Origin of the sequence: Pseudoalteromonas sp. CO348 (genome assembly GCF_004208845.1) — a bacterium.
GTDB classification, from domain to species: Bacteria; Pseudomonadota; Gammaproteobacteria; order Enterobacterales; family Alteromonadaceae; genus Pseudoalteromonas; species Pseudoalteromonas maricaloris.
Genome location: NZ_SGPI01000001.1, coordinates 35,684 through 59,322 on the forward strand (window position 1 = coordinate 35,684; position 23,639 = coordinate 59,322).

Sequence of the window (23,639 nt, forward strand, 5' to 3'; positions counted from 1 at the left end):
TTCAATTCATTTAAGCCGTTTGCTCTGTGAGCGGCTTTTCAGATTGCTTTTCCCAATGCTTGGTTTTTAGACCAAGTACACCGACAAATACACCAATACCGATAGTAAATAGCGCAATTTGTAGGTATAGATTTGGTAAGTCTTCGATATTATTAGGATCAAAGCTACCAGCGAGCAGACCCGAGAAGATATTACCAATTGAGTAAGTGAGTACGAAAACCCCCATCATTTGCCCAGCAAAACGTTTGGGAGATAACTTACTTACTGCGCTCAACGCCACTGGGCTTAAACAAAGTTCACCCACGGTGTGCAGAAAGTAAGTGGTGATCAACCACATTGGTGCTACTTGTAGGCCTTGAGCTGCAAATTGGGAAGCGAAAAACATCACAATAAATCCGCTCGCCATGATGATAAGACCAATCGCACATTTCACGCTATAGGTTGGCGTGATCATGCGCTTAGCCAAGTTAATCCAAAGCGCAGCAAAGAAAGGGGATAACACGATAATGAAAAAAGCGTTGGCCGATTGGAACCAAGCGGTTGGAATACTAAAACTGCCGATTAATCTGTCGGTGTAATCGCGGGCAAATAAATTAAGTGAAGAGCCCGCTTGTTCAAAACCAGACCAAAAACAAGTGGACGCAACGCAAACCAAAAAGAGTGCCCACATCCGGCGCTTTTCATCGGCATCAAGGTTACCGCCAAAGTAGATATAACCGTAATACAAAAAGAAAGTGACAGTAAAAGCTATCGCGACATATTTTGCGAGCTCTACGGGGTTTATCACAAAAACACCTGCAAACGCCGCTGCCGTTATTGCTGCAACAGCCGCAATGACTAAAACAATCGCACCCCAAGCTTTAGCACTTTGACTCCCCGTCATTGGGTTAGTTGGCGCATTGCCAACGGTAGCGATGTGATTGTCTGTTAGGCGATAATTGACTAAACCGATTGCCATGCCCACCGCGGCTGCACCAAAGGCCCAATGCCAACCAACGTTTTCCATAAAGTAGCCACATACCGCATAGCCGATCACAGACCCTAGGTTGATCCCCATATAGTAAATCGCGTAACCACTATCGCGGCGGTTATCTTCATCGTTATAAAGCTGGCCAACCATAGCGCTAATATTGGGTTTTAATAAACCTGTGCCACTGGCAACAAAGATAAGGCCAACAAAAAAGGAAAATTGACTTGGGATGGCAAGAATGATGTGGCCGCACATGATGATAATACCGCCGTACCAAACCGCGCGTTGGCCACCCAATAAACGGTCTGCTATCCAACCTCCCGGTAGACCTAAGAAATAAACCGAGCCAGTATAGAGGCCATATATTGCGGCAGCGGAGGCAACGGTGAAGCCAAGACCTTCTTGCTGTAAGGTGGCCGTCATGAAAAGTACTAACATGGCACGCATGCCATAATAACTCATTCGTTCCCACATCTCGGTGAGAAACAGAGTCTGTAGGCCTTTTGGATGACCAAAAAAGCCTGTATCACTTGTTGTGTCCTGTGATGACATATTTCACTTCCATTATTATCGTTTTTTGGAAGTCAATATTAGTACGTTATTCAAGCACCGAATGCAACCGCATAAAAGGAAACATTACATCATCTTTTTTAACATTTGTATGTCATCGATTTCCACATTAGCCAATCCTTTGTACTGGTATGGCGCAAATTGATTGCGAAGCCAAACACTAGGGCAGCCGGCACGGTGTGCTCCTTGTACATCGGTATCTAAGCTATCGCCAACATGCAGAAGTTGATGTGGTGCAAGGTTAAAATGCTGGCAGGCAAGCTGGTAAAGCTCAGGGTGAGGTTTGGCGCGGCCATCAATTCCAGCGCGAAGCACTAAGTCAAAACTATCGCGAAGATTAAATTTATCTATCTCGACATTACCATTAGTGATAGCAATGATGTGATATTGACTGCGTAACTGAGCAAGCAGGTTGATGACGGCGTCGCTGACCGTGATATTACTGCGGGTATCGGCAAAGGCTTGATAGGCCTGTAGCGCGTGCTGTTTACTTGTTGCACTATCAAACCCCAGTGCTGTGAAGCCCCACTCAAGTGCCACTTGACGCCACTTTGTCACATCTTCTGCAAGCGCACTGTTTTGTTTGAGTGTTTCGTTTCGACATTGAGACCAGAATGATCCCCCTTTCGCTTGCCACCCGGGAATAGTATTCAGGTGCGCTGTCATGGCGTTAACAGCCGCAATGATAACAGGCCTGTTATCGTATAGCGTATCGTCTAAATCAAAACTGATGGCGGCAATGTCTGAAATGGGCTTATTGAATCGCATTGTTACTCGTCTTTTTGCTTTTTCGCTCTTGGGTGAGCGCTATCATACACTTTTGCTAAATGTTGAAAATCTAAATGGGTGTAGACCTGAGTGGCTGATAAGCTGGCATGTCCAAGCATCTCTTGTACCGCGCGCAAGTCACCGCTGGATTCTAGCATGTGGCTGGCGAACGAGTGCCTCAGTTTATGGGGATGAATAGGTGTACTAACCCCTTGTTTCAGACCCCATTCTTTCATTCTTGCGCGGACATGGCGAGGGCTGATCCGGCGCTTTAATTTGCTCACAAAAAGCGCTGGTTCTTCCAACGTTGTAAATTGCGGCCTTATTTTGAGCCAATCAGCTAGTGCGTTTAGCGCTTTACCGCCGACAGGCACAACGCGCTCCTTACCGCCTTTACCAAGCACGCGTATTTCACCGTCTTTGACATCCAATAGGTTTGCGCCAACCAACTCGCTTAATCGCAAACCACTAGAGTACATTAATTCCATCATGGCTTTATCACGAATGGCAAGCGCATCATCTGCCTGAATTTCCAGAAGTTGCCCCATTTGGTCAACATCAAGGTTCTTTGGGAGTGGCTTTTGAAACTTAGGCCCTCGGATCCCTTGTGCGGGATTGACGACAGCCTGTTGCGATTGTGACTTGAGCTTGAGAAATTTATATAAGCTCCGAATACAACTAAGCTTAAGGTTGATAGTTCTTGGGCTGTAATTTTGACCGCGAAGCTTCATGCTGTAGCGGCGAATTTGCTCGCCACTGACTTCTAGCCAAGAAGAGGCGTGATCACAAAAATACTGCGCTGCTTGAATAAGCTGAGTGTTGTATTGGGTGAGTGTATGTTCTGAGTAGTGCTTTTCGTGGCGCAAGTGTGCCATAAAGGCGGTTACTGGTTGCGTCCAATCTTCCGATAGTGGTGTTAGGCTCATGCCAGCGCTTCGAGCTTAAGCGATAATGTTTGAATAAAAGCCGTGATCAACATATTGTCGTGTTGTGGCGAAAAGTGTTCTGGTGAGCGGCTGGCAAAGGCCAGAATAAAGCGACCTTTGTCTGACGCATCAACGCGGTAAAGTGCTACCGATCCTACTTCAATATCGGCAAACAAGAGTTCAGCTTGTGACGGACTGAGTCGTCCTAAGTAGCAGTTGTTACTGCTCAGTTTAGCTGACACTAGTTCCAAAAGCGTATCATCGATGTTGATGAGTTTACATGCTTGGATGTCCGGGTGGTCCTCAAAGCGCTGTGCTAACGTATGATTGATTGCACTCAACTCAGTACAACGCATGATAGCCAATTGGCATTCACTCAATTGCTTGAAAACCAGCTCGTTGGCTTTTGCATAATGGACCATGTCTTTGATCTGCTGCTGTAGTGAGTTGACTTCATCGCGGAGCATCCGCTGTTGGTGCAAAGCAAGGTTTGGAAGCCCTTGCTGCTGGTGGTGTAGCTGCAAATCCAATAGCACATAAGGGTGCCTGAGCAAAAAATCAGGATGCTTGCGCAGGTACTCTATGACTAATTGTTCAGTCGAATTTGCTTCTTTTATGGTCATATTGCGATTTGCCCATCAAAAACATGCTCCGCCGGTCCGGTCATTTTCACTACTTGACCTTGACCGCCCCAACGCACTTGAAGACTGCCACCTGGTAGGTCGACCCTAACAGTTTCTTCTAACTTACCTTGCATTATGCCAGCAACAACAGCGGCACATGCTCCTGTGCCACAGGCAAGCGTTTCGCCAGCGCCGCGCTCCCAAACACGTAACTTAACGTATTCACGAGAAACTACTTCCATAAAGCCAATATTGGCCTTTTGTGGGAAACGTTCATGGTGTTCAAGGAGTGGCCCGAGTGTAGCTACCTCAGCGGTTTCTACACTATCGACAATAATCACGCCATGAGGATTGCCCATAGAAACCGCGCTACAAAACACCGTATGTTCGTCGGCTCTTAAAATATAGGTGTTTTCTTGTTTGTTTGCACGAAACGGAATGGCTTGTGGGTTAAAGTTCGGTTTGCCCATATTCACGGTAACTTGGCCGTCTTTTTCGGTATACAGGGTGATATTGCCGCCCTTTGTAGAGACGCAAACCTTGTGTTTGTTCGTTAAGCCCTTCATGCGGACAAAGCGAGCAAAACAGCGAGCACCGTTACCACATTGCTCAACTTCGTTACCATCGGCATTGAAAATACGATAATGAAAATCTAAGTCCGGGGAATAAGGCGCTTCAACCATCAACAGCTGATCAAAGCCAATTCCAAAGTGGCGATCTGCTAACTTCTTAATTTGGTCTCGAGACAAAAACACATTTTGGGTGACATTATCTATCACCACAAAGTCGTTGCCTAAACCATGCATTTTTGAAAAGTTTATAAACATAGAGTGGTTATCTTTTGGTATAAAACCATGGCCTCACTTTACTAATACTTTGCCATGGATACCTCGACTAAGGAAGCGGCTTGGCATTATGCCTTGTTTTGCATCCCTAGGACGTATCCAAGTCGGGTTATTGTGGCAGTAGTTGCTCAAATTGCCACAGAGAGTCTAGAGGCTCTCTTTGGCGGATTAGATGGTGTTGATTGTTATCAACCATGATCTCTGCACAGCGGGGGCGTGAGTTGTAATTTGAACTCATGGTAAAGCCATACGCGCCTGCACTGCGCTGTACTAATAAGTCGCCAGCCTTAATTTTAAGCACTCGGTCTTTACCTAGAAAGTCACCCGTTTCACATACTGGACCAACCACGTCGTAATTTATCGCGTCAACGTCGTCTCGCGGTGTGACTGGTACGATATTTTGCCAAGCCTGATAAAGCGATGGTCGTAACATGTCGTTCATGCCAGCATCAACAATGGCAAAATGCTTATGCTCGGTTGGCTTAATAAATTCGACTTTAGTCACCAACACACCAGCATTGGCAGCAATCGCTCGACCAGGCTCAAAAATAAGTTCTAGATCATTGAACTGCGCCAATCGCGCTTTAATCTCTGCAGCGTAAGCACTCGGATGCGGCGGTTTTTCACCGTCATAAGGCACGCCAAGACCGCCACCGATATCGAGGTGATGCAAGTAAATTCCCGCCTTTTCGAGTTGAGAAATTAGGGCCAGCACTTTATCTAACGCCGCTAAAAATGGATTAACCTCAACCAGCTGAGAGCCGATGTGGAAGTCGATCCCAACCACTTTTAAACCTGGTAGGGCGTAAGCGAGCTGGTAAACATCAAATGCGGCTTTGATATCAATACCAAATTTGTTCTCTTTTAACCCGGTTGAAATATAGGGGTGAGTTTTTGCATCAATATCTGGGTTTACGCGCAATGAAATTGGCGCAATCTTATCCAGTGTGGTTGCCACTTCACTGATACGGTGCAGCTCTGCAATCGACTCAACATTAAAGCATTTAATCCCAGTCTCAAGTGCAAACTCGATTTCATCTTCCGTTTTCGCAACACCAGAAAAAACCACTTTTTGAGGATCTCCCCCTGCTTTTAGCACTCGCGCAAGTTCACCTTTCGACACGATATCAAAACCAGAACCAAGCTGAGCCAAGACGTTCAATACGGCGATATTTGAATTCGCCTTTACTGCGTAGCACACTAAGTGGGGATGACCGGCTGCGGCATCCGTAAAAGCGTGATAATGCCGCGCTAAAGTCTTCTTCGAGTAGACATAGCAAGGAGTGCCATATTGCTCGGCGATTGTGGTTATGGCGACATCTTCAGCGAATAGTTCGCCATCTTGATAATTGAAATAATCCATTTTAACGCTCCTGTTGTTCTGCTTCAGGCTGGTTTGCTTGTGCTGCTTTCGGTTGGTTTGATTTTTTAGCCTGTTGTTCAGGCAAATAAAGCGGACCGCTTTGACCGCAACCCGATAATCCGATTAAAGTAGTAAAAACAAGTGCCGTTACGCTAAATTTATAAGGTGTCGCTTTCATTAGATAATTCGTGTCAGTGCCTTTATAATCGCAGAGTAACAGAATTGATAAAAAAAGCAGCTTTTCGCTATTGAAATTTCGTCTTCATCAAATTGCTCAAATAGCGAGTTAAGCTTAGGCACCATGCCGCAGTGCGTCAGTAAGAGGAAATCACGATGACAGAAAGTGAATATCATGAGTTAGCCGATGCGCTAATGTTGACTATTGAAGAGCAGATCGATGATTGTGACGCTGATTTAGATTACGAATCAGCATCGGGAATTCTAGAAATTATTTTCCCTGACAAGAGCAAAATTGTTATCAACAAACAAGCACCATTGCACCAAGTCTGGGTGGCGACTAAGTTTAATGGTCATCACTTTGAGTTGCGTGGCGATCAGTGGATTGATAATCGTTCTGGTGCTGAGTTTTGGCAATTTATGAGCGACGCGGCGACTAAACAGGCAAATATCGCAATAGAGTGGCAGCACGATTAATGTTGGAGTTTGTAGATTATCCTGCCAAAGGACAGCATAAAGCGAGTATTATTTGGCTCCATGGCTTAGGCGATTCAGGTAACGGCTTTTTACCCATTGCATCTGAGTTAAATCTGCCTGACGAATTGGGTGCACACTTTATTTTTCCACATGCACCAGAACAGCCGGTCACTATAAATGGTGGTATGGTGATGCGTGCATGGTATGACATTAAATCATTTGATCTGGATAAAAGAGCGGATGAGCAAGGTGTGCGAGACTCATCAGCTCAGGTTGAAGCGTTAATTCAGGCACAGTTAGATAAAGGTATTCCAGCTAACCGCATTATCTTAGCTGGCTTTTCTCAAGGGGGCGTGATTGCGCTCCATCTTGCACCGCGTTTAACTGTTAAATTGGCTGGTGTCATGGCACTATCAACTTATATGTGTGTGCCTGAAAAGCTCAGCGCAGAAGCACAGCAAAGCGAGCTTACTATTTTTATGGCGCATGGCAGTGCTGATCCTGTCGTGCCTATGTTTGCAGGCGAGCACGCATTTAACACGTTACAACAGCAAGGCTATGAAGTGAGCTGGCAAGACTACCCAATGGAGCATCAGGTATGTCTTGAAGAGTTAAAAGCCATTCGCGCTTGGTTAATTACGAGACTGAGCGATTAATATTAAGTGGTATAAGGTACTGGTGACAGATACAGGAGCAAAGCAATGTCACAAAAGATTGTCATAAAAACGTCGGTGAGTAAGCAACCCTCAGAGCCCTCAGCGGTGACCTATCAATGGCACTGGAAACGCATTTTTATGGCAACGGCAGCATTTGCTGGCATTGCAACCGCGGGTGTTTATGGTGTCGTGGATAACGTTAACGCAGACGAAGACGATGTCCAAGTGGCAGTACCTATACATGCCACCATTGCAAAAACCGATACATCACTGAATGACTCTCCTGCATCAGTAGACTCTAACGAAGAGCGTGAAGTCGGGCTGCTAAGTGCGGATACCTCACCCGATAGCGTGTTAACGACGCCCGAACTCACCCCTACTGGTGCCGCGACGACCTCAATAGAGGTCGCTCAAGTCATTGCGTTAGACCAGGAACAGCAACAAGCTTCTGAAGAAACAGAAACAGAAACAGAAACAGAAACAGAAACAGAAACAGAAACAGAAACAGAAACAGAAACAGAAACAAGGGCTGAAGCTAAAAATCAATTTGATGCTGAAGCGCGCATAGCCAGTGTCGCGCTAGGGGCAAAAATAGACACGCAATTTATCAGCCGCGCTGTACTCACTACTATGATTGACGACCGCGAACCAACGAACGTGTTGAAAGACGTGATTGCGACCACTCAGTTTAGTGACAAGCTTTACTTTTTCACTGAAGTACACGCGCTTAAAGATCAAGTGGTGTCGCACCTGTGGTTCCATCAAGACGAGTTGATGGCAGAAGTGGAGCTGCCGATCCAAGCCGCGCGCTATCGTACTTATTCAAGTAAGAACGTCATGCCGAGTCAAACCGGAGATTGGCGTGTTGAGGTGGTGACGCAGTCTGGACAACTGCTTGCCCAAAAGACGTTCCGCATTGTGGATAACAGTCAGCAATAATCTTACTCGCAGTATTGTGTATGGCAGCATGTGACCGACTGCCATCACCACATAGTTAACTATTTGCAGCGGCAATAACGCTGCAATAAATGAAAGGCAAATCATGACAGAACAAGTTTCCATATTACGTATTGCAACGCGCAAAAGTGCTTTAGCGCTATGGCAAGCCGAATTTGTGAAGGCAGAGCTTGAAAAACACCATGCGAATCTAAAAGTAGAGCTCGTGCCGATGTCGACGAAAGGCGACAAGATCTTAGATACGCCACTGGCAAAAATTGGCGGTAAAGGGTTGTTCGTCAAAGAGCTTGAGCAGGCCATGTTAGAAGGGCGCGCAGATATTGCAGTGCATTCAATGAAAGATGTACCTGTTGATTTCCCTGAAGGGCTTGAGCTGCATACTATTTGCGAACGTGAAGATCCAAGAGACGCGTTTGTGTCAAATACTTATACCTCACTTGCAGAGTTGCCTGAGGGCGCTGTGGTTGGCACTTCAAGCCTGCGTCGCCAATGTCAAATTCGAGCGGCTCGTCCGGACTTAATCATTAAAGACTTACGCGGTAATGTGAATACTCGCCTAGCCAAGCTAGATGCGGGTGAGTTTGATGCCATTATTTTGGCCGCGGCGGGACTTATCCGTTTAGAAATGGTGGATAGAATCGCAAGTTATATTGAACCTGAAGATTCATTACCGGCCAATGGCCAAGGCGCTGTCGGTATCGAATGTCGTAGCGATGATGCTCAAACCAAAGCATTCCTCGCACCACTGGAACACACTGATACACGTATTCGTGTACTTGCCGAGCGCGCAATGAACCGCCGTTTGGAAGGGGGATGTCAGGTTCCAATCGGCGCTTATGCAGAAGTCTCGGGCGATCAGGTGCACTTGCGCGGCTTAGTAGGTGCTGTCGATGGCAGCGAAATCTTGCGCGGCGAATGCTCTGGTACGGTTGCAGAGGCTGAGCAACTTGGAATTCAATTGGCAGAATCCTTACTTGCGCAAGGTGCAGATAAAATTCTTGCTGAGGTTTATAGGGACGCTTAAATGAAAGTTGTGCTAACTCGACCCGTTGGCAAATCAGAACCTTTATCTGAGTTACTGACACAGCAGCAAATTAGCTCAGTGATTTGCCCAGTATTGCAGCTTAATGAAGTGGCGGTGAGTGACACCGCCAAAGCAATGATAAGCGAAGCCGAGTTAGCTATTTTTGTCTCGCCAGATGCGGTGCGATACTTTCACCAACTAGAAGTGCCATTAGCCGGACATTGCGCAGCTTTTGCTGTTGGCGAAGGCACGGCCGATGCTATCCAGCAGACCCTAAATATCAAGGCTAAATATCCTAAACAACCTGATTCCGAAGGCTTGCTTGCACTCCCGCAGCTGTCCTCTGTTGAGGGCAAGCGTGTATTGTTGGTCAAAGGGAAAGGCGGGCGTCCCGTCATTGCGCAAACTTTAAAAGCGCGAGGTGCCATCCTTGACAGTCTAGTGGTTTATGAACGTGTTGCCGTAAAAGACAATGCAGATGGCTGGTTAGACCACTGGCGAAGCCAGCAGATTGAAGGTATAGTCATTACCAGTAATAGTGCAGCGGATGCGATTTTTAATACGCAGTCGTCAGCAAGTAAAGATTGGTTGGCTCAGCGCACTTTCTTTGTTGTGAGCCAACGTATTGCTGAGCATGTACAGCAATCCTATAACATCGAACAGTCTCAAATTGTGGTATGTCATGGCCCTGATAATCGTGCCATCGCAGGGAGTATCATCGACTATACCAAGCAGCAAGGGCGCAAAATGACTCAGTCTGAATCGCAAACAAAGAATACAAATACCCCGCAAGCTGCAAAAGCAGCAGAGCAAACCGTAACGCCACATCACGCGAAGGCTGGTGTGAGTAAGGTTGCGCTCCTTGCATTATTAGTGGCACTAGGTAGTGGCGCTGGTGCTGGCTATGTTTATTTGCAACAGCAACAACAGTTGCAACAAGCGTTGTTAGCTAACCAAGCGATTAACGCTGAAAATCAGCTACTAAACACACAGCTGAGTGGCGCTAAATCGCAACTTCAGCGAGTAGAAAATGTGCTTGATTCGTTGCAAGACAATGTCGCAAAGCGATTGGCTGAGCAGCAGCAACATGTGGAAACCCAGCTAACGCAGACGCTTGCCAAGGCGCAGCAGCAAGTAAGCGGTGCCGTGGCCTCTGAGGCATTGTATTTACAGCGCCTTGCTGCATTTAAGGTCGCGGCAGAGCAAGATTATCTTGGCGCAATCGCTATTCTGCAGCGCTTGCAAGAGAGCTTAGAGTCTGAGTCCAACACGGCTGCTGTTAAGCAGGCGATTGCTACAGATATTGCGGCTTTGAAGGCCTTACCTAAGCCACAAACGGAGTCACTTTACTTTGAGCTTCATAGTTTATTGTCTCAAGTTGATACGCTAACGATCAAAACCAAGCAGATTCCGCAAAAGGCAGCGAGTGAAGATGCTGCGCTATCGCAACAGGTTGATGATTGGCAAGCGAACTTAAAGCGCTCTTGGCGGGGGTTGGTTGATGCCTTTATTACCATACGCCACCATGATGAAGTGGTGATAGACCCACTCTTAGATAAAAACGAGCAGCTGCTTATACGCACGCAGCTGCGTGCTTATTTAACCCAAGCACAAACCGCATTAATAGATCAACAGGCGAGCATTTACTTCAGTGCGCTTGATAGTGCAGCCGACACATTGGCGCGTTATTTTGATACGCAACACGCGCCTGTGAGCGCGATGCAGCAGGCTTTAAACAAGCTGAGCCGCAGTGAAGTTCAGCGCCAAGAGTCGATTGAGCTTGCCACCCCTGCAGCAGTAAAAGGGTGGCTAAAATGATGGCAAAAATCATCACCTTCGCGCTTATCTTTATCGCGCTAGCCGCCAGTCATTTGCTCATTGATGAGAAAGGCTATGTGTTGATCTCGTTCAATCAAACCACGATTGAAGGCAGCATAGTGTCTTTCACTATCTTGTTGTTGCTTGTCATCACCGCTTTAGTGTTGTTGGGTAAGGTAGTGCGTTGGTCGTGGCATCGCCTTGTCAATACGAAAGGTCATTTTTCCAGAAAGCGTAAACTAAAAGCGCAACAAGCATGGAACGAAAGTTTGTGGCTATTTATTAACGGCGAAGTGGAACAAGCAGCAACCTTGTTGACGAAAACGCCGCAGCCGGATGAACGCCAAGACTATGTGCGTGCCATCGCAGCCAAAGCGGCGTTAAAGCAAGGAGATGTTGTCAAAGCAAATACTGAGCTAGAAGCTATATCGGATGACAACCAAGGGCAGCTCGCGGCACTATGGCTAGAGGCAAATAATAGTGAACAGGCGTTGGCTTTACTTGATGATAAAATGTCTGCGGCTAAACCAACTTCAGCGGTGCTTAGCGGTTACATTTTAGCTTGCCTGCAGGCTAAGCAACCCGAGCTGGCCGCTGCACAAATCGCGAAGTGGCACAAAAAGCTCAACTGGAGTGATACGCAGTGGCAGAGTGTGTTCGAGCGCATGTTTGTAATAGCCCCAGAGCAAGCAGACACTTTGTTCAATATGCTACCTAAGGCAGTAAAAGCACATGCAATACCAGCCCTTAATAAAGTGAAGCTGCAACAGGGACGCATAGCGGAAGTGTTGGGCGAGCTCAAGAAGCTGCTTAAACAAGGTCAATATCACCAGTTAGCGGACTATCTGCAACACAGCACGCAAAGTAGTAATGAACTCAAATTAGCACTGCAGCAGCAATTGAAAAAACATCCAGATGACAAGGAGTTGCTGTTCTCATTGGCTTGCCTTTGCAATGCTGAGGGGGATTATGAGCTTGCTGCGAAGATCTTTGATTCCTTAAGCGCAAACCCTTGGGAAGCGCGCTGGAGTAAGCAAGCTCAGCTCGCCTACGAAAAAATGCATACTTACGAGAAAGCGTATTTAATCGCAAAATCGTAACGAAAAGCCTGCGCAGCAATGTGCAGGCTTTTTTGCATTAAAGTTAGCTATACTCAATTCTGACATATGTCCTTGCTATCTCAGTTTAGGTGCGTATGATCCCAAAAATTTTAACTGCAAATCGAGTCTCTTATGATCAATAACACACTCCCACTATTAGATTTACATCGCCACTTAGATGGTAACGTTCGTGCTACAACGATTTTAGAACTTGGCCAGCAGTTTAATATGGATTTACCGGCAACGGATCTCGAAGGTCTACGCCCACATGTTCAAGTGTTGGACAATGCACCCAATCTAATGGCGTTTCTTGAAAAACTAGATTGGGGCGTAAAGGTACTTGGTGACTACGATGCTTGTCGCCGTATTGCGATTGAAAATGTTGCCGACGCAGTTGCACAAGGTATTGATTACACAGAGCTAAGGTTTAGTCCTTACTACATGGCAAAAACCCATAATCTACACCCGCAGGGCGTTGTTGAAGCCGTAGTCGACGGTGTACAAAGTGCAGTTAAAGGCCAAGACATTAAGGTTAACCTGATCGGGATTATGTCACGCACATTTGGTGTGGAAAAGTGTCAATATGAGCTAGACGCGCTACTTGCCTTTAAAGAGCAGTTGGTTGCGATTGACCTCGCGGGTGACGAGCTGGGCTTCCCAGGCGAGCTGTTTATTGAACATTATAAACAGGTTCGCGATGCTTACCTTGGGGTGACGGTACATGCTGGTGAAGCGGAGGGCGCGGTAAGTATCTGGCAAGCCATTAAAGAACTTGGTGCAACACGTATCGGTCACGGAGTTAAAGCAATCCATGACCCAGCTCTGATGGACTATTTACGTGATAATCGTATCGGGATCGAGTCTTGCCTAACCAGTAATATCCAAACAAGTACTGTCGAAAGTTTAACCACGCATCCATTGAAAGCATTTTTAGATCATGGTGTATTGGCAACCATCAATACCGATGACCCTGCGGTTCAAGGTATCGAGTTGGACAACGAGTATAGCCATGCAGCTGCGGCGGCAGGTTTAGATTTGAGTGATATCCATAAAGCGCAGCGCAATGCGGTTGAGATTGCCTTTTTAAGCGAAGCTGATAAAAAAGCGTTGCTTGCAAAGAAAGCGTAGGCTGAAATTGCTGTGTGGGATCACCCCGCACAGCTAAGATAACTCTCTTTTAACGCCGCAACGACTTGGCTGCGCGTCACAATTCCAATCACTTTGCCTTCATTGAGTACGGGATAAACCTTAGGACTATTTTGCTGCATACGTTGTGCAAGGTCGACAACGGTTGTTGCAGCTTCAATGCTGAGGGCAGGCGTAGCCAGTAAGTCTCTCAGCTGTACTTTACCATCACAAAAGTAGCTGGAATTAAGCAAAGGCTTGAGTAGCTGCTGCTCTGAAATAAATCCAACAAGATGACGCTGTGCATCTATCACTGGCGCACCAATTAAATGATGCTTTTGTAGCAAACTAATCGCGTCGGTTAGCTCGGTCTCGGCGGTTAACAGTGGGAAATCAGGTGACATGATGTCACGAACATAGAGTTTACTCATCATACTTCTCGCGGTGTTTGTGTGTAATATGAGAGTAGCGATTGAGGCTGCTTTGGTAAAATGGATTGTTTTGATTGGTTCGTTCTGTTTTTTCAATGTGTGACTAAAGACCTGCCACACATTGGATAAATTGCTATTAAATAACTTGTCTTAAGTTACTTAATAAACGCAAAAGCGTCGGCGTACATAAAGTCGCGCTCAGCACCATGATTGATAAAGTCATCACGCACGATGCCAATCATGTCAAAGCGGCCTGCCATATAAATGCTGTACGGCTCTAAAGAAACGATATCTTTCATCACGGCCTGATGAACGAAACCACGATGGCCTTCCCATGCTTCACTGGCATTTTCTACCACAGGAATAAACTGGAAATGTTTATTTGAGGCGGCCCAAGCTTCCATCTCCGCTTTTGCATAAAGCGCAGCTTCTTCTTTTACACCCCAGTAAAATAATACTGGTTGATCGTAACCCGTTTCAGCCAAGTGATCGGCCATAGATTTGACATAAGAAAATCCAGTACCGCCGGCAAGGAGTACTAGTGGACGTGCTTGATCAACACGGATCTGAGATACGCCAAGACCAACTTCTAATGCAACGGTTTGCTTTGTATCAAAAGCGTTACGTAGGTGATCTAGTGACTGCATGGCATAAGAGTCAGCGCCAGAAGCACCGATATGTAGCTCTAACTGCTCTGTTTTTGAAGGGCTGCTGGCAATCGAGAAAGCACGTTTGTCTTTTTCACCAAGTACCAATTGCAGATACTGGCCGGCTTCGAATTGCACCGCTTCTTCAGGTTTTAATATAACTTTGTGAACAAATTCCGTAAGAGGTGTAATTGAGACAACCTCTGCTGCTAATACTTGCATGTGTTACCTTTATTAAGCACGTGGCTAAAGTCTGTGCACTCTAGCATAGCTGAGTGCACAATGTTAGATGATATATGTCATTTGATGGTGATCCCTAGGGTATCCCAAATTTCGTCAACGCGTTGTTTAACCTCGGGATCCATAACGATAGGCTCGCCCCATTCACGGTCGGTCTCACCCGGCCACTTGTTAGTTGCGTCCATACCCATTTTAGAACCAAGACCGGATACAGGGGAAGCAAAATCGAGGTAATCGATAGGCGTGCTTTCAACTAAGGTGGTGTCTCTTGCGGGGTCCATACGTGTTGTTATCGCCCAAATCACATCATTCCAGTCGCGAGCATTTACATCATCATCGCAAACAATGACAAACTTGGTGTACATAAATTGTCTAAGGAAAGACCATACGCCCATCATCACGCGTTTAGCATGCCCCGGATACTGCTTTTTCATGGTGACGACCGCCATGCGGTATGAGCAGCCTTCTGGTGGAAGGTAAAAATCGACGATTTCCGGAAATTGCTTTTGTAAAATAGGTACGAATACTTCGTTAAGGGCAACACCAAGAATAGCAGGCTCATCAGGCGGGCGGCCCGTATAAGTGCTGTGATAAATTGGATCTTTGCGATGCGTCATATGGGTGACAGTCATTACAGGGAAGTCGTCAACTTCATTGTAGTAGCCTGTGTGATCGCCATATGGACCTTCTGGCGCGAGCTCGCCCGGTTGAATATATCCTTCTAAGACGATTTCGGCACTCGCTGGTACTTGCAGTTCGTTAGAAATAGATTTAACGACCTGCGTCTTACTACCACGCAGTAGACCTGCAAATGCGTATTCGCTCAAAGTATCGGGAACCGGAGTTACGGCACCTAAAATCGTCGCCGGATCAGCGCCAAGTGCAACCGATACCGGATACGGTTCGCCCGGATGCTCTTTGCACCACTCTTGAAAGTCAAGCGCGCCGCCGCGATGTGATAGCCAGCGCATAATAATTTTGTTTTTACCCAATAGCTGCTGACGATAAATCCCTAGGTTCTGACGCTTTTTATAAGGACCTTTGGTTACCGTTAACCCCCATGTGATTAAAGGTGCGGCATCACCAGGCCAGCAATGTTGAATAGGTAGTGTCGTGAGATCGACCTCATCACCGCTCAATACGACTTCTTGGCATGGCGCTTTTTTCACTTCCTTGGCTGGCATATTCAACACTTGTTTGAATACCGGTAGCTGGCCGATGGCTTCTTTAATTCCCTTCGGTGGATCGGGTTCTTTTAAAAAAGCGAGTAACTTGCCGACTTCTCTTAGCTCACTGACATCGCTTTGTCCCATCCCCATTGCAACGCGCTTTGGTGTGCCAAATAGGTTAGCCAGTACCGGAATGTCATAACCTACAGGGTTTTCAAATAGGATAGCGGGTCCACCTGCTCGCAGCGTTCGATCTGCAATTTCAGTCATTTCTAGTTTGGTGGAAATGGGCTGCTTGACGCGAACAAGTTCTCCTTGTTTTTCAAGCTGGGCTATAAAATCTCGTAAGTCTTGGTATTTCATCGGCGCACTATGAGTTGAGTTTGGCCTAGTATATCAACTAGGCATATTTTTCCTAGCTGTACGGATGGGATGGTGAAAAGGTTTAGTGACTCACTTTTGCGTCTACAGTATTTCGAAATAGACTACACTTTCAGAACTTATCGGCTTGTCAGTACGCCGGAGCAAGTGTATAAATTGTTATAAAATGATGTGTGTGTTGAGTTGTTTTGATATGAAACAAGCAAAAATCGACTTTCGATGTAGCTCACATACCCTTTGCGCTATAGTCGCCGCGGTTGCATAAAACGATATCCTGAGGGGTCTGAGTTTGAAGTTGATGTCAAAATTGCTCGGGGGGCTGCTGTTGCTGTTTTGTATTTCAGCACCAGCTAACGAGTTACCATATTATACTTTTTCTAATCATAGCGCGGTGATGTTGATCATCGAGCCCACGTCTGGAAAAATTTTGGATGCCAATAAGGCTGCTGCCGCATTCTATGGTTATAGCGAGGCGGTACTAGAATCAAAAGTCATTCAAGATATCAACTTATTTACTGCCGAGCAGGTTGCCAATGAGCGTCAAGCGGCTTTAAATGAAGGCCGTAACTATTTTATCTTCCAACATCAAACTGCAGACGGTAGTGTGAAAACAGTAAGTGTTCACTCGACACCATTTGAAGATAGCGATGGCAAACCTAGGTTACTTTCTATCATTCAAGATATGAGTGAGCAGCGTAAGCTACAGCAAGATCTTTGGCATTACCAAGCCAATCTTGAACAACAGGTCATGCTGCAGACTGAAAAAATCAAGCAAGCCAATATGGTACAGGTCATTTTGTTAACTGCGGTAATTGCTGTGCTTATTCTATCGATGGCGGTGTTGATGACCGTTTTGGTCAGGCTAAGGCGCTCCAATCAGCGAGCACAAGACCAAGGTGCGAAACTTAGTGCCATTTTTGATGGTATTAAAGCATATCTGGTGTTTACGGATGAAACTCATCACATTGAAGCCGCTAATGGCTCAGTGTTAAAGGATTTTGATAGTTTAGAATCGTTAAAATCAAAATCTATTTATACCTTATTTGATGTGCTTGATAGTGAAAAGCTGCTAACGGAAGGAACGCTTGAGTGCCAACTTGATGCGCGTTTTGGCTATCGCAATGTTCGGGTTTCTTGTGCCCCTGTGGTCAGTGAAACACAAGCAAAGCTTGGTTTTATCTATGTTATTCAGGATATTACGGAAGAACTTGAGAATGAAAGAGAACAGCGCTTAGCAAGTACGGTATTTTCGACAACCACGGAAGGTGTGTTGGTCTCCGACAAACATAATCAAATCCAAATGGTAAATCGCGCATTTAGCGAAATTACAGGCTTTGGCATGGATGAAGTGATTGGGGAAACGCCTGCAATCCTGAATTCTGGACGTCACGATGAGCGCTTTTTCAACGCGTTATATGATGACTTGGTTAATAAAGGTCATTGGGAAGGAGAGATTTGGAACAAGCGCAAAAATGGTGAAATTTATCCGAGTTGGCTGCAGGTATCCGCAGTATTTAATGAAGCTCGGGAAATTGATATGTATGTAGCCCTATTCAGCGATATTACCTCGAGAAAACGTAATGAACAGTTGATGTGGCAGCAAGCCAACTTTGATAGTTTGACGGGCCTTGCAAATCGCCATCATTATCACGTTAAATTTGATTTAGCGTTAAAACGAGCAGCTCAACTAGAAGAGCGCTTTGCTATTTGTTTTATCGATCTTGACCGCTTTAAAGCAGTGAATGATACGCTTGGGCACCATATTGGTGATCTATTACTCAAAGAAGCAGCAAACCGTATTAATGAGTGCGTGCGCAGCTCTGATACCGTTGCAAGGTTAGGTGGGGATGAATTTGCTTTATTGCTACAAGATATAAGTTCTATCAGTGATTTAGAGCTGGTTGCGACGAAGATTTTACGTGCGTTAGCCAACCCTTTTCATTTGGAAGGGCACGAAGCTTATGTATCCGGTAGTATGGGGATCACGCTTTACCCAGATGACGGCACCGATCGAAAAATTTTGCTCCGTAATGCCGACAGTGCAATGTATAAAGCCAAGGAACATGGTCGCGACTGTTTTCAATTCTATACTTCAGCGATGCATCAACATGCCAAAGCGCGTAGTGTGTTAGAAAGTGCTTTGCATAAAGCACTTTCTAATCGAGAATTATCACTGGTGTACCAGCCCATTTTTTCACAGCTTGGCAGCGGCGACCTCGTTGGCTGCGAGGTGTTGTTAAGATGGAAAAGTGAGTTGCTGGGCCATGTTTCACCCGAGCAGTTTATTCCCGTTTGCGAAGAACTAGGCCTTATCTTACCCATTGGAGAGTGGGTGCTGTATCACGCTTGTTCTCAAGTTAAAGCCTGGCAAGACAACTACGGTAGACCCTTATTTATTGCAGTTAACGTTTCTAGTATCCAGTTTAAACGCCAAGATATGGTCGAGCTAGTAAGGAAGGTACTTAGAGATACCAAACTGGAAGCAAAATATCTGACATTGGAAATCACAGAGTCGGTACTAGTTGAAAACTCAGACAAAATATTGTCACAACTAAAAGCATTAAGAGAAATGGGCGTAGAACTGGCGATTGACGACTTTGGTACTGGATATTCGTCGTTGAGTTACCTCAAGCGCTTCCCGCTTTCTAAATTGAAAATTGATAGAACCTTTATTCGAGATTTACCTGAAGATGAAGAAGATAAAGCGCTCGTCAGTGCGATTATCTTGATGGCGCATAAATTGAACTTAAGGGTCATTGCGGAAGGGGTTGAAACCCCTGCACAATGCATGTTTTTAAAGAATTTACTGTGTGATATGACACAAGGCTATTTTCATTCTAAGCCTGTGGCACAACAAGAGTTTGAAGCAAACGTTTTGACTATGCAGTATCACAAGCAAAGTCACAGTTAACAAGGGTGGTCTTGGCATAACTTAGCCAGCGCCGTTTGTGCTTTATGATTACCTTGCTCGGCAGCAAGTTTAAGCCAGTGGATCGCTTTTTTAATGTCTTTTGCACCGCCTTCACCATCGCGAAGCATTGTCCCATAGTTATATTGTGCCCAAGGGTTGCCGGTTTTAGCCGCTGCTGCAAATCCCGTTTTTGCTTCTTCAAAGTTTCCTTGGCTGTAAGCGTGAATTGCTTCTTGATTCTGTGCTGAAATTTTGGGTCCATTGTATAGCGGCTTCGGCTTTTTAAATCGTTGTCTAACAACGCCGCCAAGCACATGGATCCCGACGGGTCTGTAGACTGAGACTATGGTGTCATCGTCAAGTAAGTCTAATAGGTTATCTTTTTCTAGCGTCAGCCTTTGTGGTTTAAAATAGTGATCGGTCATTAGCATGCTGACACGGATATCTCGGGTGATGTTACGCATCGTACGGTAAGTGTAGGCGCTTTCCTTTACTTCAATGTTGTCATCTGTCAGCTCAGTAATTTGTAAGACCTGAAAAGCCGGATCATAAGCTTGCCCTATGTTTTTACCAGCATCAAAAATAATCAGGTCATCGATTTGTGGGGATGCTAAGTATGTTTGATAACTAGCGATTTGTTGTTGATATTGGTTATAAAAGTAAAGTGCAATAGTGACCACAATCAGTGCCGACACGGTAAGTTTATATTTACTGATAAAGTTGAATATTGTGTCGTAAAAGGAAAAAAATACGCTTTTGATTTCCATATTCTATTAGTTAGTTAGGTGTGGGTATGTCTAAGGTAGGCAACTTGAGTGTAGGGGACAAGTGTACTTGTCCCCATAAGTGTAAGATTTTATTTCCCTGCCATTTTCGTTTTGGCGTCGGCTGCCATTAAGGCAAATACAGCGTATGCCGCGGTATTTTGCTTTAATTTTGCCGGATCGACTTTATCAAGCGTGTCATCAGCTGTGTGGTGATAATCAAAATAATCTGTGCCATCTTGGTGTAAAGCGAAAATTGGTGCTGATGTGGCATTTTTCAGCGGAATTAAGTCAGGACCACCATGTGCGCTATTCTTGCCAATATAAGTAACGCCAAGTGGCGCCAATTGCTTTGCAATCTCACGCACAACCGGTAAGGAAGCGGCATTTACGTTTGATTCAAATGCATACACTACATCTGCACCAAAATCGGACTCGGATGCGGCTACGATGCGGTCTAATTCTGCCTGATGCTTTTTAAAATAAGCTTTTGCTCCCCAAAGACCGAGTTCTTCTGCTGCAAATAGGACTACCCGGACACTACGTTTAGGGCGTTTTACATCGGCAATGTGCTTTGCTGCTGCCATCGTTAATGCAACACCTGCGCCATCATCGAGTGCACCGGTACCCAGATCCCAAGAGTCTAAGTGACCACCAATTAAGACATATTGCTCTGGAAATTCGGTGCCCGTGAATTCACCGATGACGTTGTAACTGGTTCCTTCACCTAAGTCCTCGGTTTGAATATTTAGCGCGACTTTAACGGTATGACCTGAGTTGATAAGGCGTGCTAGCTGATCCGCATCAGGGTTGGCAACTGCAGTGGACGGGATCTTTGTCACTCCCGCTTTATAGTGACTGCCGCCAGTGTGCGCGAAGCGGTGGTGGCTGGTGCTTACAGAGCGCATCATATAGGCGATAGCGCCTTTTTTAGCCGCTTCTACGGCGCCGCTATTACGAGCTCTTACCGCAGGTCCATAGCCATTACCATCAATGTCGCGGTTCATGCGGTAATTAATAAAAGCTATTTTACCTTTTAAGCTATTGTCTGGCGCGGCAATCAGCTCATCGAGAGTTTCAAATAAAATTACCTCACCACTTAGCCCATCTTTTGGTGTGCTGACGCTGTTACCGAGCGCAGTAAGGTGTAGCGGTTGTTCGCTCGGTATCAGGATTTTTGCAGACTCATGGTAGCGGCGCCATTCAGGAAAGGTTGCTTCCTCAAGCCAGACTTTGTCAAAGCCCAATTGCTCAAGTTGTTTCTTTGCCCAAGCTACCGCTTTTTTATCATTTTCGGTACCCGGTAAGCGTGGGCCTACTTCTGTGGTGAGGGATTCTAGTAGTTGCCAACTTAGGTTGCTGTGGCTTGCGGCTTCTCTAACTTGTTTAACTTGTTCTAATTGTTGTGTAGTAAATTCTTCGGCTTGCAGTGCTGTACTCAAACCTGCGCTTAATAAACCAAATGCCAATAGTGATTTAAACTTCATGATAATCCTTGGTAAAAATGGAGTTACCGAGAGATTAAAGCATAAATTGTGATGTAAGTCCGTGTATTGCGATGAGGATAATTCATCCACAATCTAGGGGCGCTTTATCTTGGAATAATAGAGTAAAGCGGTTAGCGAATTTACACATTTGGTATAAAATACGCGATTAAGATAGCGAATAGGAAAGCACTGTGTCGATCACTTCATTTTCTCAATTACCTCTAAACCAAGCGCTTGCTCAGCGCCTTGTAGATCTTAACTACATGGTGCCAACAGCAGTACAGTCTGTGAGTTTAGCGCCGGCGCTGACTGGACTAGATTTAGTCGTGAAAGGGAAAACCGGATCTGGTAAAACATTGGTGTTTTCACTTGCGCTGCTGAATAAGTTGCAGCCCGAGTGCAATGAGGTTCAGGCTTTGGTGTTATGTCCAACGAGAGAGTTGGCTGATCAAGTCGCACAAGAGATCAGAAAAGTTGCGGCTTTAATTGGTAACGTCAAAGTGCAAACACTCTGCGGAGGAACGCCAATTGAACCTCAAACACGGGCGTTGCAACATGGCGCGCATATTGTTGTTGGTACACCTGGTCGGGTTGAAGAGCATGTTTTTAATGGCTCACTCATGCTAACTGAAACGCAGACTGTGGTATTCGACGAAGCTGATCAGATGCTGGATATGGGCTTTACTGAAACGCTAGAAAGCATTTTAGTGTATGTGCCTGAAGTTCGACAAACACTAATGTTTAGTGCGACTTACCCAGATAAGATCATGAAACTGGCGAAGCAATATATGCGTGAGCCAGAGTTTGTTGAAGCGAAAGAAGAACAAGCACACCACAGCATTAAGCAAACCTTTTATAAGTTAGACAACAATAAAATGCGCTTTAACGCACTAAGAGTGCTGTTAATGCAGCACCAGCCGCAAAGCTGTATCGTTTTTTGTAATACCAAAGCTGAGACTAAGCGACTATTTGAAGAATTACGTCAAACCGGACTTGCTTGTGTCGAGTTACATGGCGATTTAGATCAAGGTGAACGTGAGTGGTCATTGCTCACTTTTGCCAACAAGAGTGCCAATATTTTAGTTGCCACTGACGTGGCCGCTCGAGGGCTCGACGTTGAGGAAGTTGAGCTTGTGGTTAACTATCATTTGGCGCTTGAGCCGCAGACGCATATTCACCGTGTTGGTCGTACGGGTCGGGGGGAGCACAAAGGTATCGCAGTATCTCTTTATGGAGAAAAAGAAGCCTTCAAAATAAAACAGTTGGCGGAAATATATGGTCAAGAGCTAAAACATGGCACGTTGCCAGGTCATTCACTGCTCGAAAAACCAGCCTATAAGTCGAATATGGTGACCCTCATGATTGAAGGCGGAAAGCAGCAAAAACTCCGCAAAGGAGATATCGTCGGCAGTTTGACTGGTGAAGAAGGCATAAGCTTTAAGCAAATTGGTAAAATCAATATTTATGATGTGCAAACATTCGTGGCTGTAAAACGCGAGGCAGTGAAGCCTGCACTACGTAAGCTTAACAATAGTAAGATTAAAAATAAGCGCTATAAAGCTTTACGTGCTTAAGGCCTGCTTGAGTATTTCATACTCGTTCATTAAACGTTTGAATGTTTCCTCATCACCTGATTTATCTGGGTGATGAGTCAGGGCCAGTTTTCTCCAGCATTGACTTAACATCCTGCGATCATAATCTTCAGGTAGCTGCCAGCGTGTTTTAATCGCGTTTAATTCGTCATGCTTGATGGCAAGTTGCTGGCGAGCGCCGCTAAATGTAAATTGTTGCCAAAAATTATCTAACAGAACACTCACTTCTTCACTACTGGTTTCGTAATGCTGCCAGTCTAAATAGTAACTTCTGAGCGGATCATCTAACGCTAATGGATGTTTATCTAATTGTGGAACTAGATAAATATTGAGAGCTTCTACATGTAGATATTGGCCCTCAGCGAACACTTCTTGCTGGAGTTGATACAAGGCATTCATGATCAGGAAGTTACGTTTAAATAGATTTTTATTTTCATCTTCATCAAGGCGAGGTAGTTGCTGTTGTTCCATCAGAGCGGCGGCAATAGTGTGCACTTTTAAAGATTGATTTTGACAAATTAGTCTAAAAATAACATCTGTTAGCGGATTGAACATTGTCGCCTCTTTAGTCTTGGTGTATCTTCACACTACCACGCAGACTAAATGATAAGCAATGGA

At 45.4% G+C, this 23,639-nt stretch carries 22 protein-coding genes; 9 read left to right on the plus strand and 13 right to left on the minus strand.

What is annotated here, in order from left to right; genetic code table 11:
* Positions 1 to 10: 10 nt before the first annotated feature.
* The 7 genes from EXT48_RS00205 to EXT48_RS00235 all read right to left on the minus strand — a co-directional run bounded on the left by EXT48_RS00205 (position 11) and on the right by EXT48_RS00235 (position 6,243).
* On the minus strand, positions 11 to 1,522 hold the full coding sequence (locus EXT48_RS00205) for a peptide MFS transporter (protein ID WP_130163255.1): 1,512 nt from the start codon (positions 1,520 to 1,522) through the stop codon (positions 11 to 13).
* Positions 1,523 to 1,606: 84 nt separating this feature from the next.
* A complete protein-coding gene (locus EXT48_RS00210; RefSeq protein ID WP_130163256.1) occupies positions 1,607 to 2,308 on the minus strand; it encodes an HAD-IA family hydrolase in 702 nt (233 codons plus the stop codon).
* A gap of 2 nt (positions 2,309 to 2,310) precedes the next feature.
* Entirely contained in the window at positions 2,311 to 3,234 is a 924-nt protein-coding gene (locus EXT48_RS00215; protein ID WP_130163257.1) for a tyrosine recombinase XerC, read from the minus strand.
* Entirely contained in the window at positions 3,231 to 3,857 is a 627-nt protein-coding gene (locus EXT48_RS00220) for a DUF484 family protein (protein WP_130163258.1), read from the minus strand. The genes EXT48_RS00215 and EXT48_RS00220 overlap by 4 nt, the downstream gene beginning before the upstream one ends.
* The gene (gene dapF, locus EXT48_RS00225) at positions 3,854 to 4,684 is read right to left on the minus strand and encodes a diaminopimelate epimerase (protein ID WP_039491011.1); all 831 of its coding nucleotides are present in this window, start codon (positions 4,682 to 4,684) and stop codon (positions 3,854 to 3,856) included. The genes EXT48_RS00220 and dapF overlap by 4 nt, the downstream gene beginning before the upstream one ends.
* Positions 4,685 to 4,811: 127 nt before the next feature.
* Entirely contained in the window at positions 4,812 to 6,065 is a 1,254-nt protein-coding gene (lysA, locus tag EXT48_RS00230; RefSeq protein WP_130163259.1) for a diaminopimelate decarboxylase, read from the minus strand.
* Position 6,066: 1 nt separating this feature from the next.
* Positions 6,067 to 6,243 (minus strand): lipoprotein, encoded by a 177-nt coding sequence (locus EXT48_RS00235; RefSeq protein ID WP_010604229.1) that lies wholly within the window; start codon positions 6,241 to 6,243, stop codon positions 6,067 to 6,069.
* Positions 6,244 to 6,398: 155 nt separating this feature from the next.
* On the opposite strand from EXT48_RS00235, the gene cyaY reads away from it, so the two are divergent.
* The 7 genes from cyaY (at position 6,399) to add (ending at position 13,402) form a co-directional block, all read left to right on the plus strand.
* Positions 6,399 to 6,719: an iron donor protein CyaY gene (gene cyaY, locus EXT48_RS00240; protein ID WP_010378141.1), complete on the plus strand. Its 321-nt coding sequence runs from the start codon at positions 6,399 to 6,401 to the stop codon at positions 6,717 to 6,719.
* Positions 6,719 to 7,375 carry an alpha/beta hydrolase gene (locus EXT48_RS00245; protein ID WP_010604231.1) on the plus strand — a complete coding sequence of 219 codons (657 nt, stop codon included), beginning with the start codon at positions 6,719 to 6,721 and terminating at the stop codon, positions 7,373 to 7,375. Before cyaY ends, EXT48_RS00245 begins: the two co-directional genes overlap by 1 nt.
* A 45-nt stretch (positions 7,376 to 7,420) precedes the next feature.
* Complete coding sequence (locus tag EXT48_RS00250) at positions 7,421 to 8,314, plus strand: DUF2914 domain-containing protein (RefSeq protein WP_130163260.1); 894 nt, start codon at positions 7,421 to 7,423, stop codon at positions 8,312 to 8,314.
* A 103-nt stretch (positions 8,315 to 8,417) separates the two neighbouring features.
* Positions 8,418 to 9,356, plus strand: a complete 939-nt coding sequence (hemC, locus tag EXT48_RS00255) for a hydroxymethylbilane synthase (protein ID WP_045989735.1) — start codon at positions 8,418 to 8,420, stop codon at positions 9,354 to 9,356.
* The gene (locus tag EXT48_RS00260) at positions 9,357 to 11,174 is read left to right on the plus strand and encodes a uroporphyrinogen-III C-methyltransferase (RefSeq protein WP_130163261.1); all 1,818 of its coding nucleotides are present in this window, start codon (positions 9,357 to 9,359) and stop codon (positions 11,172 to 11,174) included. It abuts the gene before it with no gap.
* Complete coding sequence (locus EXT48_RS00265; RefSeq protein ID WP_039491018.1) at positions 11,171 to 12,274, plus strand: heme biosynthesis HemY N-terminal domain-containing protein; 1,104 nt, start codon at positions 11,171 to 11,173, stop codon at positions 12,272 to 12,274. The genes EXT48_RS00260 and EXT48_RS00265 overlap by 4 nt, the downstream gene beginning before the upstream one ends.
* 132 nt (positions 12,275 to 12,406) lie before the next feature.
* Positions 12,407 to 13,402, plus strand: a complete 996-nt coding sequence (add, locus tag EXT48_RS00270) for an adenosine deaminase (RefSeq protein WP_039491021.1) — start codon at positions 12,407 to 12,409, stop codon at positions 13,400 to 13,402.
* Positions 13,403 to 13,422: 20 nt separating this feature from the next.
* Here add and EXT48_RS00275 read toward each other — a convergent pair whose 3' ends face one another.
* From EXT48_RS00275 to ubiD, 3 genes are all read right to left on the minus strand, one after another.
* Positions 13,423 to 13,830: a CBS domain-containing protein gene (locus EXT48_RS00275; RefSeq protein ID WP_039491023.1), complete on the minus strand. Its 408-nt coding sequence runs from the start codon at positions 13,828 to 13,830 to the stop codon at positions 13,423 to 13,425.
* Positions 13,831 to 13,985: 155 nt separating this feature from the next.
* Entirely contained in the window at positions 13,986 to 14,699 is a 714-nt protein-coding gene (gene fre, locus EXT48_RS00280; RefSeq protein WP_130163262.1) for an NAD(P)H-flavin reductase, read from the minus strand.
* A gap of 77 nt (positions 14,700 to 14,776) precedes the next feature.
* Entirely contained in the window at positions 14,777 to 16,249 is a 1,473-nt protein-coding gene (gene ubiD, locus EXT48_RS00285; RefSeq protein WP_069022841.1) for a 4-hydroxy-3-polyprenylbenzoate decarboxylase, read from the minus strand.
* 316 nt (positions 16,250 to 16,565) lie between these two features.
* Between ubiD and EXT48_RS00290 the strand changes: the two genes are divergently transcribed.
* Positions 16,566 to 19,178, plus strand: coding sequence for an EAL domain-containing protein (locus EXT48_RS00290; RefSeq protein WP_130163263.1), 2,613 nt, complete (start codon positions 16,566 to 16,568; stop codon positions 19,176 to 19,178).
* On the opposite strand, the gene EXT48_RS00295 is transcribed toward EXT48_RS00290, so the two are convergent.
* Both EXT48_RS00295 and EXT48_RS00300 read right to left on the minus strand, forming a co-directional pair.
* Complete coding sequence (locus EXT48_RS00295) at positions 19,175 to 19,945, minus strand: tetratricopeptide repeat protein (RefSeq protein WP_130163264.1); 771 nt, start codon at positions 19,943 to 19,945, stop codon at positions 19,175 to 19,177. The genes EXT48_RS00290 and EXT48_RS00295 overlap by 4 nt on opposite strands.
* An 89-nt stretch (positions 19,946 to 20,034) precedes the next feature.
* The gene (locus EXT48_RS00300) at positions 20,035 to 21,429 is read right to left on the minus strand and encodes a M20/M25/M40 family metallo-hydrolase (protein ID WP_130163265.1); all 1,395 of its coding nucleotides are present in this window, start codon (positions 21,427 to 21,429) and stop codon (positions 20,035 to 20,037) included.
* A 191-nt stretch (positions 21,430 to 21,620) separates the two neighbouring features.
* Between EXT48_RS00300 and dbpA the strand changes: the two genes are divergently transcribed.
* Entirely contained in the window at positions 21,621 to 23,003 is a 1,383-nt protein-coding gene (gene dbpA / locus EXT48_RS00305) for an ATP-dependent RNA helicase DbpA (RefSeq protein ID WP_130163266.1), read from the plus strand.
* Here the strand turns inward: dbpA and EXT48_RS00310 are convergent.
* Positions 22,992 to 23,576 carry a DNA-J related domain-containing protein gene (locus EXT48_RS00310; RefSeq protein ID WP_130163267.1) on the minus strand — a complete coding sequence of 195 codons (585 nt, stop codon included), beginning with the start codon at positions 23,574 to 23,576 and terminating at the stop codon, positions 22,992 to 22,994. The two genes, dbpA and EXT48_RS00310, sit on opposite strands and share 12 nt — an antisense overlap.
* Positions 23,577 to 23,639 lie beyond the last annotated feature (63 nt).

Bases quoted from the DNA above. Each gene is read 5' to 3' on its own strand.
- EXT48_RS00250 (WP_130163260.1), top strand. From the start codon at position 7,421: ATGTCACAAAAGATTGTCATAAAAACGTCGGTGAGTAAGCAACCCTCA.
- add (WP_039491021.1), top strand. From the start codon at position 12,407: ATGATCAATAACACACTCCCACTATTAGATTTACATCGCCACTTAGAT.
- EXT48_RS00210 (WP_130163256.1), bottom strand. From the start codon at position 2,308: ATGCGATTCAATAAGCCCATTTCAGACATTGCCGCCATCAGTTTTGAT.
- EXT48_RS00265 (WP_039491018.1), top strand. From the start codon at position 11,171: ATGATGGCAAAAATCATCACCTTCGCGCTTATCTTTATCGCGCTAGCC.
- EXT48_RS00235 (WP_010604229.1), bottom strand. From the start codon at position 6,243: ATGAAAGCGACACCTTATAAATTTAGCGTAACGGCACTTGTTTTTACT.
- EXT48_RS00245 (WP_010604231.1), top strand. From the start codon at position 6,719: ATGTTGGAGTTTGTAGATTATCCTGCCAAAGGACAGCATAAAGCGAGT.
- EXT48_RS00300 (WP_130163265.1), bottom strand. From the start codon at position 21,429: ATGAAGTTTAAATCACTATTGGCATTTGGTTTATTAAGCGCAGGTTTG.
- EXT48_RS00290 (WP_130163263.1), top strand. From the start codon at position 16,566: ATGTCAAAATTGCTCGGGGGGCTGCTGTTGCTGTTTTGTATTTCAGCA.
- EXT48_RS00275 (WP_039491023.1), bottom strand. From the start codon at position 13,830: ATGAGTAAACTCTATGTTCGTGACATCATGTCACCTGATTTCCCACTG.
- EXT48_RS00220 (WP_130163258.1), bottom strand. From the start codon at position 3,857: ATGACCATAAAAGAAGCAAATTCGACTGAACAATTAGTCATAGAGTAC.
- ubiD (WP_069022841.1), bottom strand. From the start codon at position 16,249: ATGAAATACCAAGACTTACGAGATTTTATAGCCCAGCTTGAAAAACAA.
- EXT48_RS00310 (WP_130163267.1), bottom strand. From the start codon at position 23,576: ATGTTCAATCCGCTAACAGATGTTATTTTTAGACTAATTTGTCAAAAT.
- hemC (WP_045989735.1), top strand. From the start codon at position 8,418: ATGACAGAACAAGTTTCCATATTACGTATTGCAACGCGCAAAAGTGCT.
- dapF (WP_039491011.1), bottom strand. From the start codon at position 4,684: ATGTTTATAAACTTTTCAAAAATGCATGGTTTAGGCAACGACTTTGTG.
- EXT48_RS00205 (WP_130163255.1), bottom strand. From the start codon at position 1,522: ATGTCATCACAGGACACAACAAGTGATACAGGCTTTTTTGGTCATCCA.
- cyaY (WP_010378141.1), top strand. From the start codon at position 6,399: ATGACAGAAAGTGAATATCATGAGTTAGCCGATGCGCTAATGTTGACT.
- fre (WP_130163262.1), bottom strand. From the start codon at position 14,699: ATGCAAGTATTAGCAGCAGAGGTTGTCTCAATTACACCTCTTACGGAA.
- EXT48_RS00215 (WP_130163257.1), bottom strand. From the start codon at position 3,234: ATGAGCCTAACACCACTATCGGAAGATTGGACGCAACCAGTAACCGCC.
- EXT48_RS00260 (WP_130163261.1), top strand. From the start codon at position 9,357: ATGAAAGTTGTGCTAACTCGACCCGTTGGCAAATCAGAACCTTTATCT.
- lysA (WP_130163259.1), bottom strand. From the start codon at position 6,065: ATGGATTATTTCAATTATCAAGATGGCGAACTATTCGCTGAAGATGTC.
- EXT48_RS00295 (WP_130163264.1), bottom strand. From the start codon at position 19,945: ATGGAAATCAAAAGCGTATTTTTTTCCTTTTACGACACAATATTCAAC.